This is a genomic window from Paenarthrobacter sp. AMU7 (assembly GCF_041200195.1).
Classification (GTDB): domain Bacteria; phylum Actinomycetota; class Actinomycetes; order Actinomycetales; family Micrococcaceae; genus Arthrobacter.
The window spans coordinates 3490157-3504537 of record NZ_CP165735.1 but is presented as its reverse complement, the minus strand read 5'-3'; the positions used below and the strand labels follow the sequence as shown (position 1 = coordinate 3504537).

Genomic DNA, 14381 nt, shown 5'->3' with positions numbered 1-14381 from the left:
ATGAGCTCAGATATGCAGGTCTTCAAACTGCCCGACCTTGGGGAGGGCCTCACCGAGGCCGAACTGGTGAACTGGCTCGTTGCCGTGGGCGACGAGATTGTGGTTGACCAGCCCATCGCCGAGGTTGAGACCGCCAAGTCCATGGTTGAGGTGCCCTCGCCTTACGCCGGCACGGTTGCCGAGCTGCACGGTGAGGCCGGTCAAACGCTCGACGTCGGCAAGCCGCTGATCTCGATCGCCCGCGTTGGTTCCGTGGGGGCTGCGCCCGCTGCCGCGGCTCCTGTTCCGACCGGTTCCGTGGATCCTTCCCCGGTGTCCTCGGGCCTTGATGTTTCGCCCGCTGTGGAAGCTGCTGCCGAGACGTACCGGACCGAGGAGAAGGCCGGCTCGGGCAACGTGCTGATTGGGTATGGTACGCCCGGGGGAGCTACCGGTGGCCGGACCCGCCCGCGGAAGGCGAGTGTCGGCGTCACTTCTTCTGTTTCGGTGGCTGAGCCTGTTGCTGCGCCTGTGATGGAGCCGGCTGTGGCGGGGACGCGCATCCCTGGCAAGCTCAGTGCTGTCATCTCTCCGCTCGTCCGCAAAATGGCGCGCGACCATGGTGTCTCCCTCGACGCAATCGAAGGTTCAGGTGCCAGCGGGCTGATTATGCGCAGGGATGTGGAGGCTGCTATTACGGCGCCTTCCGTTGATGCTCCTTCTGCTCCCGCTCCGGTGGCCGCTCCCGTTGCCGCTCCTGCTGATGCGGGAGCCGTTGACAGCCGCACGGGTTTGGCCGTCTCGGCGCGGACGCCGGTTCGTGGTGTCCGCAAGGCGGTTGCCGCGAACATGACCCGCAGCCGCTCGGAGATTCCGGAAGCGACCGTGTGGGTGGACGTGGACGCCACCGCGTTGCTGGAGATGCGGGCCGAGCTCAAAAAGCGCGCACCGCACGACACTCCGGGCCTACTGGCTTTTATAGCCCGTTTTGTCACGGCTGGGTTAAAAAAGTACCCGGTCCTGAACACGCGCTTTGAAACTGCTTCGGACGGCTCACAGGAGATCGTTGGCTTCGAAGGCATCAACCTCGGCTTCGCCGCGCAGACGGACCGGGGCCTTGTAGTTCCTTCCGTGCGGAACGCTCACGAGTTGAGTGCCCGTGAACTGGACGCAGAGATCCGTCGACTCACCGCCGTCGCACGCGACGGGAAGGCGACCCCAACCGAACTGGGCTCCGGCACTTTCACACTGAACAACTACGGCGTGTTCGGCGTGGATGGCTCGGCTGCGATCATCAACTACCCCGAGGTTGCCATGCTGGGTGTGGGTCGCATCATCGACAAGCCCTGGGTAGTCAACGGTGACTTGGCCGTCCGGAAGGTCACCGAACTGACCTTGGTTTTCGACCACCGCGTATGCGACGGCGAAACCGCGGCCGGCTTCCTCCGGTACGTTGCTGACGCCATCGAGAACCCGGGTGGAGCGCTCGCGGACATGTAAGTAGTCGACGCACATCCCTCGGGCTTGAGCGAGTCGCTCTATCAGATCCATCGGGTTTGGGCGGGATGCTCTCTCACCTGCCGGGCAGTTCCTCGGTATCCGACCACAGGCGGGCCTCCCATTCCGGGTTGCCCGCTGGGTGGGTGGACGCTGAACCTATGCCTAGGGCCCGGCGAGCCCAATTCTTCTTGCAGAAGCAGTGGCGTGGAATGAAGCTCAACCAAAAACCTCCTTCGGCGGACGTTTCAGACATGATGAATACACAACGAGAGGAGTTCGGAATGGGTGCTTGGTCAACGGGAAGTTTCGGCAATGACGATGCCCTCGATTGGTTTGGTGATCTGAAGGAAGCGCCGGAGGTCTTTCCCTTCATTCAGGAAACACTTGCGGTTGGTTCCACGGAGAGCATCGTTGCCGCCGGTGCTGTATTGGCCCTCCTGAGTGGCAACAGCGACATAGAGGTTCATCCTCATGTGGCCGAGTGGGCTGCTGGCAGGCCTACTCCGCCCCCGGCTCTGAAGCTGAGCGCTGCGAATGCCATCCAGGACATCATCGAGGACCCCGAGGCTGATGGGCACGATGTGTGGGCGGAACTCGGTGAAGACGACGAGGACTATGTGGCATGGCTTGCAAATCTGAAGAAGATCCAAACCCTGCTGCATTGATGGCTGTCCGGTTCGCGGTTCACCGGCGGGTTCGGTAGGGAGTGCACCTGCCGTGTCAGGTTCGCTTTACCCGGGTCTTGACGCCGCACTTGCATTTTGCAAGTATTTGCCCCATGAGCCTTTTTATCACCTGCCCGGTTGAGAACGTCGAGCGAGCGACAGCTTTCTATAGCGCCCTTGGCTGGACCCTCAACACTGAGATGTCCGATCACAACGTGTCATGCTTTGCGATCGCGCCTGAGCAGTACGTCATGCTCGGCAGTCGCGAGATGTACGCGAGCGTCGGCGGGGCCGAGGAACTGGTCGGGGGACCCGACACCCCCTCGAAAGTTACGGTCTCATTCGACCTCGGCAGTCGTGAAGCGGTGGACGAACTCATTGAGCGCGCAGGAGCCGCCGGCGGACGGATCGGTGACACCGATGACTACCCCTTCATGTACCAGCGCCAGTTCGATGACCCCGACGGCTACCACTATTCCCCGTTTTGGATGAAGCCGGACGCCGATCCGACAGCGTGAGCAACCTCGCCGCGGCCCTCGACGTCGTCGGAGCACGGTGGGCACTGCTTATCGTGGAGCGGCTGCTCGACGGACCACAGCGTTACGGCGATCTGCAGCGCGAGCTGGGAGTGCCGACCAATATGCTTGCGACGCGCCTGCGCGAGCTTGAGGCCGCCGGCGTACTTTCCCGCCTGCCACTCCGGCACAACACCCGGGCCTACGCGCTGACCGATAAAGGGCTCGCCTTGCGCGAGGCGATCGTCGCGCTTGAACGCTGGGGCGGCGGGCAATGGCCTGGGAGCGCCCCGGAAACCTAATTCTTCAGGCGCCGTCGTACGAACCCGGGAACGTTTCAGCGGCGACGAACAGGCTGCTGCAGCTCGGTCACCCAGTCGGACTGGTCCTCTGTAACTGCTCGGACGTAAAGTTCCCGGCACGGCCCTGAATGAACCAGCCCTCGAGCGAAGATCTCAGCGTGGAGCGCCTGCCAGCTTTCTGCAATGTGTTCCATGGAGCCTAGATGGACGCCGCAGACGGCATTTTCAACACCGGGTAGCTCAATGATCTCGATGCCGTCGCGGGCGGGTCCCGTGTAGGCGTAACCGGCGATGATTTGCAGGCCGTCTTCAATCGTCTCGTACAGCGCGACTGGCGTCTCTAGAGTTCCACGCTCATCGCCGATGACCTGGGCAACGGCGTCAAAGGAGGGACCCACGACACTTGCGACCTCAGGTTGGTCTGCTACGACCGCGCGGCGGACTGCGAGGCGGACAGCGGGCAGAGACTTCTCGATAATCTCGATCTGGGACATGTGGTTCTCTTTCTCGATGAGATGAAGCCGCCGTTGCACGTCGACGAGGCGGCCAGCAGCGATCCGGTGTTCCTGCTCGACCTCTGCGCGGCGAATTCGCAACAGAGCTGCGATGCGATCGGCCTCGGCGCCCTGGTCAAGAATCGACGAGATGTCGTTAAGGCCGAAGCCGAGCTGGCGCAGTGCAACGATTCGATGCAGGCGCTCAAGCTGGGAGGGGTCATAGGATCGGTAACCGCTGAACTCGTCAACGTGGGCTGGTACGAGCAAACCCGCGGTGTCCCAATGCCGCAGCATCCGATGGGTCACCTGACCGATCTGCGCGAAAGCTCCGATGGATAACATGACTCAGTTCTCTCGCCTTCCACAGTGTCAGAGTCAAGTATCGCCCGACGCCGATCCCTTCCGCGCTCCTGGTCGGTGACAATCAGACGGTGAATGCGCCTGGCGTTGTTCCCAGAACACGCCGGAAATGCCGGGTCAGATGAGACTGATCATGAAAACCCGCCTCTACCGCCGCTTCTGACGCCGGGCGGCCGTCGAGAAGCAGGCGTCGGGCGCGGTCCACGCGGCGCCCCGTGACATAGCGGTAGGGGGCGATGCCATAAGCCTTGGAGAAGGCCCGCACCAGGTGGCTCGGGTGGGCCCCCAGTATTTTGGCTGCTTCGGCGATGGTGAAGGACTCAAACAGACGGTCATCCAGCATCTCGCGCAGCTGGCGGGCCAAGGGAGCGTCCCGTGCCGGCGATGAAGGCGTTCCCAAGTGTGAACGCACGGATTCGCGGAGAGCCAGAACGCCGCATTCGGCCTCCATCGCATCCGCCGGCAAGGTAAGCGCCGTATGGATGCCGGTCACGGTTGCCACCGTCTGCGGATCCAGTAGTAATGGTTGCGCCACTGCCGCCTCCGTTGCCTTGGCAGGCAGCCAGTCTTCGCTCAGGTAAAGGACTCGTTTACGGAACGATTCACCTCCGACGGCGGAGCGACCGTCGTGCGGGACGTGCGGGGGCAGCAAGGTGATTGAGGCGGGAACTGCCTGATGCTCAGTGCGACCAAGGTCGTAAGTCACTGCGCCTTTGTCGATCAGAAGCACAGTCCAGTCCTCATGGGTGTGGGATGGGTAGCTGTGATCCTCGAACGTTGCATGCAGCACCTCGCGCACATATGGCACAGCGGGATGCCATGCCTGCACCGAGTTCCCCATGCAAGAAATGTACAAGACGACCACTTCTGTTGGCGGCCATGCTGGGAAACATGCAGGAAAACTCCTCAACAGTTACTGATTCCACTTACCCCGCAACCGGCCGCTTCGAGACAAAAGTGGTGGTGGTCCTTCGCGGCGATCTTTTGCCGTGGCAAGAGCTCAACGTGACAGCCTTCCTGATGAGTGCCATTGCCACCAGTGCCCCCGGTCTGACGGGGGAGCACTACCAGGACCGGGACGGCAACAGCTACCTTCCTATGCTTCGCCAACCCGTCCTGGTTCTTACTGCCGGTCGGAAACTTCTGGCAGCGGCTCGGGAGCGGGCGACTTCCCGTGAAATTCCCATCGCCGTGTATACCCGTGACCTCTTTGCCACGGGCCACGATGAGGCCAATCGCGCGGCCGTGGCGGCCGTCGCTGCCCCGGATCTCGATCTCGTGGGAATAGCCCTCCGCGGACCCCGAAACGTTGTTGATCGGATCGTCAAGGGCGCACGAATGCATGCGTGAAACGCCCGACGCCCGAATGATGACATCAAAAGAAAGAGCTGACTAACATGACCGATTCCGTTCGCAACATCAATGCCGCCCTTAATTCGATCTCGGAGCATTGGCAGCCGCACCGGCTGATCAGTATCAATGACTATGACGTGAAAGTGGTGAAGATCCAGGGCGAGTTTGTGTGGCACACCCACCCTGATACCGATGAACTGTTCATGGTCATCAGTGGCAATCTCACCATTCAACTCCGCGACGGCGATGTGGAGCTAGGGCCGAATGACATCTACGTGGTCCCCAGAGGAACCGAGCACTGCCCCAAGGCTGAAAACGAGGTTCAGGCACTGCTGTTCGAGCCAAAAGGTACCGTCAACACTGGCGACGCTGGTGGTGACATGACCGCTGGACTGCGTGAACTGAGCTGAATCCCATGGGTTCCCCGCCGGCGTCGAGTAGCCTTGCACGCAACCGTCCGGCAACAGAAGGAAGTGGTGCAATGCAGCAGTACGTCGTTCTTCAAGTGATCCTGAAAGAGAAAATGTGGGGCGCCGGTTCGGGGAACCTTCCCTCTCTGGAAAAGGCCATCAACGATCAAGCCGCAAAGGGGTACCGGCTCCACACCATCACCACTGCCAGCAGCGGGAGCAAGGGCGTGATCGGCGGGGGCGACCGCATCCAGGCGACGATGGTGTTTGAGCGCATTGGGTAGTGCCTTCCGTGCGTTCTAACGCACTCCCTTTAACCCCTTCCACGCAGGGGTGTAATGTATTACACTCTTCATAGTGGGTGGGCCGGAAAATTGTCGGTTAACTGGTTTGCAGGTTCGATCCCTGCCCTTGCTGCTTTGATTTGTCAGGGCTGTAAGAGATCCGACGGTTATTCAACACGTCCACTCACACGAAACTGAAAGTGGCGGCGGGCCGGAGAGACTCGGTTACCTCTGTATAGGACCCAAAGGTCGCGGGTTCGAATCCCGCCCGGAGTACGCTCCGGTAGCTCAGATGGGTAGAGCGCTGGGCATCCCGGGACTCATAAACATGCCCGCCGCCACTTTCACTCATGGGAGGATTACTGTGGCCGATGCACTAAGCGCAATTAACCTACGGGCCACGCCCCAGTCGCAGCCCTCTGATTCACGCCAGGTTCCCAACAGCGCCGGCGGTCATGCCTTCACAGTTGCGCCCTCGGAGCGCCTGCGTCGCTTTCTGGTACTTGGCACCGACGGCGGCACGTACTACGGTTCCGAGCACGCCCTGACGGTGGAAAACGCCGACGTCGTTCTCGGATGGGCTCGCGAGAGGACTGCCGAACTTGTGGACGAGGTTGTCTCGATCTCCACGGCCGGGCGCGCACCGCGGAACAACCCGGCACTCTTCTGCCTGGCAGCTGCCACGGCTCTGGGTGATCCGGATGGCCGGCAGCTCGCGTTGGCGGCTCTGTCCAAGGTGGCCCGTACCGGAACCCACTTGTTCCTCTTCGCCGGATATGTGGAGCAGTTCAGGGGGTGGGGACGGGGTCTGCGCCGCGCAGTTGCTGACTGGTACGTCGCCAAGCCGGTGGACGAGGTTGCCTACCAGGCTGTGAAGTACAGGCAGCGCGGCGGCTGGACGCATAGGGACCTTCTACGTCTCGCGCACCCCTCTACGACAGAAGCTGGCCGGAAGCAGCTCTTCGAATGGATCTGCGGCCGGGGCACTGATGGCCCGCAGATCATTGAGGGGTTCGAGAAGGCTCAGGCTGCCTCGACGCCCGCCGAATGGGTTGCCCTCCTGGAAGACTACAAGCAGTTGTCATGGGAGATGTTGCCGAACGCTGCCCTGCGGGAACCGGCTGTATGGACCAAGCTTCTGGACAACGGCATCCCGCAGACGGCACTGATGCGGCAGCTGCCCCGGCTGACACGTCTTGGCCTCCTGACGCCGATGTCCGAAACGCTCGACGCCGTCTCTCGCCAGCTCACTGATAGCACCAGGCTGCGTAACGCCCGGGTCCACCCAGTCAATGTGCTGGTGGCTGCCCGCACCTACGCTTCTGGCTCCTCTGCACGCGGAAAGTCATCGTGGGAACCGGTGGGACAGGTAGTTGATGCCCTTGACGCTGCCTTCTACGCTTCCTTTGCTACCGTAACGCCTGCCAACAAGCGGACGTTGCTTGCCCTGGACGTATCAGGCTCAATGACCATGCCCGTCTCGGGTTTGCCAATTACAGCCCGGGAAGTCTCGGCGGCGATGGCTTTGGTGACAGCTGCAACGGAACCGAAGACCACAACACTCGGCTTTACGTCCAACTCGAGCAATGTGAAAAAGGGTCTGTTCCAGCGCAATGTGCCTCTGGATGGGATCTCACCGCTGACAATTTCGTCCCGGCAGAGGCTGGACGACGTTCTCAACACGATCTCAGGGCTGCCGTTCGGCGGTACCGACTGTGCCCTCCCGATGTTGTGGGCCATGGCCAACAAGATCCAGGTGGACACCTTCGTTATCTACACCGACAACGAGACCTGGGCAGGACGCATTCACCCACATGAGGCCCTGCGCAGGTACCGGGATTGGTCCGGGATGGATGCACGACTGGCTGTGGTCGGCTTGACGTCCACAGACTTCAGCATCGCCGATCCTTCCGATCCCGGCATGCTGGACATTGCCGGCTTCGACGCATCGCTGCCCACATTGTTGAGCGACTTTTCGGCCCGTGTCATCTGACTCAAGCATTCAACAGGCCCGCGAGCATCACCGCCGCGCTGCCGATGCCCTTGCGCTCGCGGAAAGGCATCGGCAGCAGCGGGATGCATTCATTCGCCGCGCCCGCCAGGAAGACCCGGATCGCTGGTCCTACAGTGCCTTGGCTGCTGCCGTGGGCTGCAGCAAAGAACTGATCGCCGCCATCGTCAAGGGCCGGGTCTGAAGCTTTGGCCTTATGGACCTCGCTTCGCCGCAACAGTCACAAACCGCGATTCGTACCATTTAAAGCCGGGAGTCAGCTTACAATTCCTTGGGGGTCAACTGGTGGTCTCCAGTTGCCCGCAATCAGCCGCTCAGGGTTGGTCGCGACGTCCCAAGGATGCCCCTGATGGTTAATGACTCCCGAATCCGGTCCCTGAGAGCTGCAGGTCTGGCACTCACTACTCTTCTGATCGGCGGTGGCCTGGCCGTCCAGCCGGCCGCAGCAGACACCCTGGATATTGTTCCCGCTGGGCCGCAGGTGCTGAAGCCTGCCCCCGAATCGCCCACAGATCAGTTCATTGTGGGGGTGAAGGACGCCACGGCCCAGTCTGCCGACAAAGCAGTGCGCGATGTTGCCGGCAAAGCGGCCAGCTCGCTCGGTGCTGTGGCCGAGGCTTCCCGCCAGAACGCCGCGGGCGGGCATGTCATCAAGCTCGATAAGCCACTTTCCGCTGCGGAGTCCGCGCTTTTCGTCAAAACGCTGCGCACCGATCCAGCCATTGCCTACGCAGAGCCGGATGACATCATGCACGCCACCGCGGATGCCACTGACCCCGGCTTCCCGGATCAGTGGAACCTGAAGGGTCCTGCCGGCATCAATGCGGCGGGAGCCTGGGACTACGTCAAGGGCGAGAACGTTGTTGTTGCCGTGGTGGACAGCGGGATCACCCGGCACGAGGATTTGGACGCGAACGTCCTGCCCGGTTATGACATGATCTCCTACGCCGAGGATGCCCGGGACGGCGACGGCCGCGATCCGGACCCCACCGATCAAGGTGACTGGGAGCCGGCTGGCGTGTGCGAGGTTGGAAGCCCCGCTCAAAACTCGTCGTGGCACGGCACCCATGTGGCCGGGATCATCGCAGCGGTTGCCAACAACGGGCAAGGCGTCACCGGCGTAGCTCCGAATGCCAAGATCCTTCCCGTCCGGGCGATGAGCTACTGCGGCGGCTACACCTCTGACATCGCTGAATCCATCATCTGGGCCGCTGGCGGAACCGTTACCGGTGCGCCGGTCAACCCCAATCCGGCCCGCGTGATCAACCTCAGCCTCGGCGGTATCAAGCCCTGCTCGGCTACCTACCAAAACGCCATTAACTTCGCCCGCAACGCCGGTGCCGCGGTTGTGGTGTCGGCAGGAAACTCCAACCGGCCTGCTGCCGATGCAAGCCCGGCCAACTGCGAAAACGTCATCACGGTGGCCGCCAGCAACGCCTCCGGTGCCCGGGCGCAGTACTCAAACTATGGCAGCGCAGTGGACGTCACAGCCCCTGGCGGCGACATGAGCCAGGCAGCCAAGAACGGAATCCTGTCTACCTTCAACTTCGGAAAAACCACCAGCGCCGGATCTGCCTACGCCTGGATGCAGGGAACCTCCATGGCGGCACCTCAGGTGGCTGGGCTGGCGGCGTTGCTGATCTCGGCCGAGGGCAGCGGCGTCACACCGGCCCAGGTGGAGCAGCAATTGAAAGCAACCTCGAGGCCTCTTCCGGCCGGGTGCCCGGCTGGTTGTGGTGCCGGCCTTATTGACGCCAACAAGGCACTCGCCACGTACGGCGGGACGGCCCCGGTCAACAGGAGGAAGATCACCGATTTCGACGGCGACTCCCGCAGCGACGTCCTGGCCCGCGACTCCAGCGGGCGGTTGTGGCTGTACGCAGGCAACGGCTACCGCGGTTGGCTTGCTGCCCGCCAAATCGGTTCGGGCTGGAATGGCATGACGGCCATCGAGGCTCCCGGTGACTTCGACGGCGACGGCAATGCCGACGTTCTGGCACGCGATTCCAGCGGCCGGTTGTGGCTGTACCCGGGTAATGGTTCCGGTGGTTGGCTTGCTGCCCGCCAAATCGGCTCGGGCTGGAACGTGATGACTGCCATTGAAGCTCCCGGTGATTTTAATGGGGACTACAAGACCGATGTGATTGCCCGCGACTCCGCCGGTGTCCTGTGGCTGTACCCGGGTAATGGTTCCGGTGGTTGGCTTCCTGCCCGTCAGATCGGTCAGGGCTGGAACGTCATGACCGCCATTGAGGGCGTGGGTGACTTCAACGGAGACGGCAAAGCCGATGTCGTGGCCCGCAACGGCTCCGGAGCACTCCTGCTCTACCCGGGCAATGGTTCCGGTGGCTGGCTCCCGGCTGGCCAGATCGGTCAAGGCTGGAACATCATGACCGCCATCGAATCTCCGGGCGACTTCAACGGGGACGGCACCGTAGACCTCTTGGGTCGCGCCAGCAACGGCGACCTGGTTCTCTACGGCGGCAACGGTTCGGGCGGCTGGATCTATGCCACCCAGGTAGGATCCGGCTGGAACATCATGACTGCCATCCTCTGAGGCACTGCACGTAAATCAGTGCGCCGCGATAGTCCGGGTTCCGCGCCCTCCCAGCTTTCCGTGGGTAGAGTAGAGGCCTGAACATCGCCGGATTGCACTGTAAACGGAGAATCAATTGTCAGCTTGGCTAGAACTCGGTCCCAACAACTACGTCCTGGAAACCGAGGGGTCCTTACTGAACACCGGGCTCGTAGTGGGCTCCGAACTCGCTATGGTCATCGACACCGGCTGTGGCCCCCGCCAAGGCCGTGAGATCCTCGCAGCAGTGCGCGAGAAGACCCAGCTTCCACTGGTGGTTGTGAACACCCATGCCCACTACGACCACTACTTCGGCAACGCCGTCTTCGCGGACGACGGCGTCACGGAGTTTTGGGCGCATGCCAACTGTGCGGCGGCTATCGAGAAAGACGCCGACAACCAGCGGCGCTTCGTCGCTACCAACGAACCTGAGATGGCAGCGGGGGAGGGTGACGCCGTTGACATCGTTGTTCCGAACGCGTTGGTCCATGAACAGCCCGTGTTGGTGGACCTCGGTGGGATCACTGCCACGCTCTTCTATCTTGGAAGGGCCCACACTGATGGCGACCTCCTGGTGGGCACCAGCACCACGCTGTATGTTGGCGATTTGGTGGAGCAGGGCGCGCATCCGTCATTCGAGGACTCGTATCCGGAAGAGTGGGCCGATGCCTTGCGGCACATCTCCGCTTTACGCCACCGCTATGAATTCCTGGTTCCAGGTCACGGGAAACCTGCCAGTGACGAGTTCGTGAAGACCATGGCAGACACCATGGGTACGGCAGTCCGGCAGGCCACACAGTCCATTCGTGACATGCCCTCGGACGCGACCAAAGCGATTCCGGTCCTTCCCTACGGCCCTGAGCAGTCCCGTTGGTTCATCAAGAGGCTTCAGGAAACGAATGCCCAGGGTCGTGCGTCGCTGGCCACGCCGGACTTCGGGCCTGAAAAGACCGGGTTCTACCCTTCGTAACAAGGTTCCTTACGAATTTGTCACCTTGTTGACTCCCAACCATGGACTATTGGGTAACTCCAGTCCTAGGATGAAGGCGACCGTTCGGTTCGCGACTACCTGGGGGTGTCGAGATGAAGGGCACACGCGTCTTCCCGCGTGCTACCAACATTCTCCGCTCAGTCATGATCGCTGGAGCCGGAACGGCACTTTGGATGGCTCTATCCGCAACAGGCGCCAGTGCCGATACAGGAGCCACTGATAATCGCTCACTTCTTGGTGAAGTAACGTCCACCGTCTCCTCAACTGTGCCCTCGGCGACCGGGTCGGTAAGCAGCACCTCCAACCAAGCAACCAGGATGATAGGTGCGACGACCACAGCGGCTGCTGACGCCGTCGGTTCCATTGCAAAGGCTGCGGTTCCACAGACGACAGCCCCTGCAGTCAGCCTCCCTTTTCCCAACGTGCCGCTGCCCGCACCGGTCAAAACGGTCGTGCCCGCGAAACCAATCTCCGTTCCAGTTCCGGTGGTGACACCCATCGTGGAGCAAGTTTCGGGATCTGTCGACGCACTTGGGGAGAACGTCCCAGTCGTCAACCTTGTGGTTCCGGCGGACACCGCCGCAACTGTTGTGGACACGGTGGTCGCGCCGGTAACCGGAACCGTTGACCGTGCGGTCACGACAATGGTTCCTCTCGTCAACGAAGCGCTGAAACCTGTGGCCCTGGAACCAGTCACCGACGTGACCAACCCGATTGTTCAGCCGATCGTCGACGTGGTTGATGACGTCGTTGACAAGGGTCTGCCCCCTGTCGGATCGGTCACCGCGCCGGTTCTGCCACCTCTGCCTGGAGGCGTGGGAACCTCACCTCCAGCAGCGCCGGGAGGAGACGCAGCACCGGGCGTTGGCACTCTGCCGGGTTCCGGCGTCGTAAGTTCACAGCCGGGGGCGGCTGCGACCGAAAATGAAGTCAAGGTACCTGCAGCGGCAGGAACCGTGCCAGCCACCCGTGCCAATGCTCCGGGTACCGCCACCACGGCGTCGCCGGTGCTGTCCATATCCCGTGTGCTGGGTTCTGCAAGCTCAGAACAAGCCGTCGGAGTTGGGTCAGCCCAGGAGCCTGCGGAACCCGCAGACCTCCCTGCCGGCCCCGAATCAGTGCCGGCCGGACTCGCGGGCACCGGCTCGGGTAACTCCCAGAACGGGCCCCCGAGCCCCGCAGCGGCATTCCTGCACGGTGCATTGATCATTCCCGCAGATTCCCTCACTGACCTGGAGCCGGTCAGCGATCAACAACATCCAAAGCCGGTTTCATTCGATCCCGGCTCCTCTCCTGACTAGTTCCCCAGCCCCACTGCGCAACAAGACGCAGCCGACGGCAATGCAGGCGATCCGTCAACGGACGCCTACGGGAACAAGACTTTCAGGAGAAGATCACCATGAACAGGACCTTACGCAAGTGCCTCATCGGCACGTGCTTTGCCGGGGGCATGATTGTCCTCAGCGCAACCGCGGCCAATGCCGCGGACACCACTTCCGGCAAGGATGGAATCCTTTCCGGAACGCAGGTCATAGCGCCATTAACAGCGCCGATTTCCACGGGCGCCACATCACTGGGACTGTTGGGGGATTCAGCAGCTACGGCGTCCGCGCCGGGAGCTGCTGGAGGTTCGGGCCATGCGCCTGCCGCCACCACCAATGGTTCCAGCAGCATCGGCTCCGGGACGCAAGTAGTCGCCCCGGTCACGGTGCCCATGAACCTGGGCTCGTCGTCAGTGGGTCTGCTGGGGGGCTCCACTGTGGCGAGCCCAGCCACACCTGCCGCACCAGCAGCGGCAACAGGTTCGACGCCGGCGGCCGGGACCAGCGGTTCCGGCGGCATCGCCTCGGGAACCCAAGTGGTAGCGCCGGTGACGGTGCCTATCACCGTGGGTTCGACGTCGGCCGGTGTTTTGGGGGATTCATCAGCCACCACCACGCCCGCAGCATCAGTTCCAGCTCCTGCACCGGCTCCTGCGCCGGCGCAGGCAACAACGTCGGGGGGAGAGTCAATCGCATCCGGCGCTCAGGTAGTGGCTCCGATATCGGTCCCTGTTAACATCGGAGCCACTGCTGTGGGTGTAGCTGGGGACTCTGCGGCTTCGTCCGGTTCGGCCGCGCCTGTTGCTCCAGCTGCTCCTAGTGGGACCTCGTCGGGTGCCTCGACGAATGGTTCGGATGGCATCGGCTCTGGCACTCAGGTCGTAGCGCCGATTACGGCTCCGGTGAACGTGGGCTCTACCTCGGCCGGTGTGTTGGGTGACTCATCAGCTACGAACACCGGAACCAGCGGCGGGGGTGGTCCTGCTGGTACCACGGGTGGCAGCACCACTTCCGGCAATGATGGACTCCTCTCAGGCACCCAGGTGATCGTTCCGATTACGGCTCCTGTACGCGTCGGCTCCACCTCGGTGGGGGTCGGCGGCGGATCGGTGGGCACTGTCACGCCACCCGTTGTTACGCTTCCGGTGGTGAATCCTCCGGTTGTTACGCCTCCGGTGGTGAATCCTCCGGTTGTTACGCCTCCGGTGGTGAACCCTCCGGTTGTTACGCCTCCGGTGGTGAACCCTCCTACCGTGAACCCGCCTGCTGGTGGCGGACTGGTCCCCGGCGGTAACACCGGTATCGATACGGCAGGTGTCGGCACCCAAGCCGCCACGATTGTTCCGGTTGGTTCAACCCAGGGCGCGATCACGGCGGCAGCCTCTACCGCCGTCGGGAGCTCAAACGCACTGGCCAATACCGGCCTGAACGGCACCGTCGTTTTCTGGGCGGGCGCCATGCTCCTCATGGGTCTCCTCTTGGCAGTAGGTAGCCGCCGGAAGGACGCAGTCAACCGCCGGTAGTCCTCGGCGCGCAATCCCGCTCGGCAGGTAGTTCGTTGCGGCTCCGGACCCAGGGGCCGCAACGGACTGCGGAGCGCACTGGTCCACGGGTGGG

Annotated in this window: 15 protein-coding genes and 1 pseudogene; 13 read left to right on the top strand and 3 right to left on the bottom strand. The window is 62.4% G+C overall.

What is annotated here, in order from left to right; translation table 11 throughout:
* From ABQM86_RS16145 to ABQM86_RS16130, 4 genes are all read left to right on the top strand, one after another.
* Positions 1 to 1479, top strand: a complete 1479-nt coding sequence (locus ABQM86_RS16145) for a dihydrolipoamide acetyltransferase family protein (RefSeq protein ID WP_369744913.1) — start codon at positions 1 to 3, stop codon at positions 1477 to 1479.
* Between the two features lie 281 nt (positions 1480 to 1760).
* Positions 1761 to 2144: a DUF4259 domain-containing protein gene (locus tag ABQM86_RS16140; RefSeq protein WP_280623360.1), complete on the top strand. Its 384-nt coding sequence runs from the start codon at positions 1761 to 1763 to the stop codon at positions 2142 to 2144.
* Positions 2145 to 2257: 113 nt separating this feature from the next.
* The gene (locus ABQM86_RS16135; protein WP_280623359.1) at positions 2258 to 2662 is read left to right on the top strand and encodes a VOC family protein; all 405 of its coding nucleotides are present in this window, start codon (positions 2258 to 2260) and stop codon (positions 2660 to 2662) included.
* Positions 2659 to 2961, top strand: a complete 303-nt coding sequence (locus ABQM86_RS16130) for a winged helix-turn-helix transcriptional regulator (RefSeq protein WP_369744912.1) — start codon at positions 2659 to 2661, stop codon at positions 2959 to 2961. Before ABQM86_RS16135 ends, ABQM86_RS16130 begins: the two co-directional genes overlap by 4 nt.
* Before the next feature lie 35 nt (positions 2962 to 2996).
* Here the strand turns inward: ABQM86_RS16130 and ABQM86_RS16125 are convergent, their stop codons facing one another.
* The 3 genes and pseudogenes from ABQM86_RS16125 to ABQM86_RS16115 form a co-directional block, all read right to left on the bottom strand.
* Positions 2997 to 3455: a GyrI-like domain-containing protein gene (locus ABQM86_RS16125; RefSeq protein WP_369746683.1), complete on the bottom strand. Its 459-nt coding sequence runs from the start codon at positions 3453 to 3455 to the stop codon at positions 2997 to 2999.
* Positions 3456 to 3647: 192 nt separating this feature from the next.
* Positions 3648 to 3752 (bottom strand): annotated as a pseudogene (locus ABQM86_RS16120) (MerR family transcriptional regulator); the annotation flags it as partial.
* A 130-nt stretch (positions 3753 to 3882) separates the two neighbouring features.
* On the bottom strand, positions 3883 to 4659 hold the full coding sequence (locus ABQM86_RS16115) for an AraC family transcriptional regulator (protein ID WP_242703364.1): 777 nt from the start codon (positions 4657 to 4659) through the stop codon (positions 3883 to 3885).
* A gap of 38 nt (positions 4660 to 4697) precedes the next feature.
* On the opposite strand from ABQM86_RS16115, the gene ABQM86_RS16110 reads away from it, so the two are divergent.
* The 9 genes from ABQM86_RS16110 to ABQM86_RS16070 all read left to right on the top strand — a co-directional run bounded on the left by ABQM86_RS16110 (position 4698) and on the right by ABQM86_RS16070 (position 14287).
* On the top strand, positions 4698 to 5168 hold the full coding sequence (locus ABQM86_RS16110) for a DUF2000 family protein (protein ID WP_369744910.1): 471 nt from the start codon (positions 4698 to 4700) through the stop codon (positions 5166 to 5168).
* A 47-nt stretch (positions 5169 to 5215) separates the two neighbouring features.
* Positions 5216 to 5581 (top strand): cupin domain-containing protein, encoded by a 366-nt coding sequence (locus tag ABQM86_RS16105; protein ID WP_280623356.1) that lies wholly within the window; start codon positions 5216 to 5218, stop codon positions 5579 to 5581.
* 71 nt (positions 5582 to 5652) lie between these two features.
* The gene (locus ABQM86_RS16100) at positions 5653 to 5865 is read left to right on the top strand and encodes a DUF4177 domain-containing protein (protein ID WP_011775776.1); all 213 of its coding nucleotides are present in this window, start codon (positions 5653 to 5655) and stop codon (positions 5863 to 5865) included.
* A 364-nt stretch (positions 5866 to 6229) separates the two neighbouring features.
* A complete protein-coding gene (locus ABQM86_RS16095; protein ID WP_369744909.1) occupies positions 6230 to 7858 on the top strand; it encodes a TROVE domain-containing protein in 1629 nt (542 codons plus the stop codon).
* Positions 7848 to 8060, top strand: coding sequence for a hypothetical protein (locus ABQM86_RS16090; RefSeq protein WP_354229711.1), 213 nt, complete (start codon positions 7848 to 7850; stop codon positions 8058 to 8060). The genes ABQM86_RS16095 and ABQM86_RS16090 overlap by 11 nt, the downstream gene beginning before the upstream one ends.
* A gap of 165 nt (positions 8061 to 8225) precedes the next feature.
* Positions 8226 to 10433 (top strand): S8 family serine peptidase, encoded by a 2208-nt coding sequence (locus ABQM86_RS16085; RefSeq protein ID WP_369744907.1) that lies wholly within the window; start codon positions 8226 to 8228, stop codon positions 10431 to 10433.
* Positions 10434 to 10548: 115 nt separating this feature from the next.
* On the top strand, positions 10549 to 11421 hold the full coding sequence (locus ABQM86_RS16080; RefSeq protein WP_369744906.1) for an MBL fold metallo-hydrolase: 873 nt from the start codon (positions 10549 to 10551) through the stop codon (positions 11419 to 11421).
* 473 nt (positions 11422 to 11894) lie between these two features.
* Positions 11895 to 12743, top strand: a complete 849-nt coding sequence (locus tag ABQM86_RS16075) for a hypothetical protein (RefSeq protein ID WP_369744905.1) — start codon at positions 11895 to 11897, stop codon at positions 12741 to 12743.
* A 98-nt stretch (positions 12744 to 12841) separates the two neighbouring features.
* Complete coding sequence (locus ABQM86_RS16070) at positions 12842 to 14287, top strand: cell wall anchor protein (protein WP_369744904.1); 1446 nt, start codon at positions 12842 to 12844, stop codon at positions 14285 to 14287.
* The last annotated feature ends 94 nt before the right edge of the window (positions 14288 to 14381 follow it).

Excerpts from the sequence above, each read along its gene's own strand:
- ABQM86_RS16145 (WP_369744913.1), top strand. The coding sequence starts at position 1 with ATGAGCTCAGATATGCAGGTCTTCAAACTGCCCGACCTTGGGGAGGGC.
- ABQM86_RS16140 (WP_280623360.1), top strand. The coding sequence starts at position 1,761 with ATGGGTGCTTGGTCAACGGGAAGTTTCGGCAATGACGATGCCCTCGAT.
- ABQM86_RS16135 (WP_280623359.1), top strand. The coding sequence starts at position 2,258 with ATGAGCCTTTTTATCACCTGCCCGGTTGAGAACGTCGAGCGAGCGACA.
- ABQM86_RS16125 (WP_369746683.1), bottom strand. The coding sequence starts at position 3,455 with ATGTCCCAGATCGAGATTATCGAGAAGTCTCTGCCCGCTGTCCGCCTC.
- ABQM86_RS16115 (WP_242703364.1), bottom strand. The coding sequence starts at position 4,659 with ATGGGGAACTCGGTGCAGGCATGGCATCCCGCTGTGCCATATGTGCGC.
- ABQM86_RS16110 (WP_369744910.1), top strand. The coding sequence starts at position 4,698 with ATGCTGGGAAACATGCAGGAAAACTCCTCAACAGTTACTGATTCCACT.
- ABQM86_RS16105 (WP_280623356.1), top strand. The coding sequence starts at position 5,216 with ATGACCGATTCCGTTCGCAACATCAATGCCGCCCTTAATTCGATCTCG.
- ABQM86_RS16100 (WP_011775776.1), top strand. The coding sequence starts at position 5,653 with ATGCAGCAGTACGTCGTTCTTCAAGTGATCCTGAAAGAGAAAATGTGG.
- ABQM86_RS16085 (WP_369744907.1), top strand. The coding sequence starts at position 8,226 with ATGGTTAATGACTCCCGAATCCGGTCCCTGAGAGCTGCAGGTCTGGCA.
- ABQM86_RS16070 (WP_369744904.1), top strand. The coding sequence starts at position 12,842 with ATGAACAGGACCTTACGCAAGTGCCTCATCGGCACGTGCTTTGCCGGG.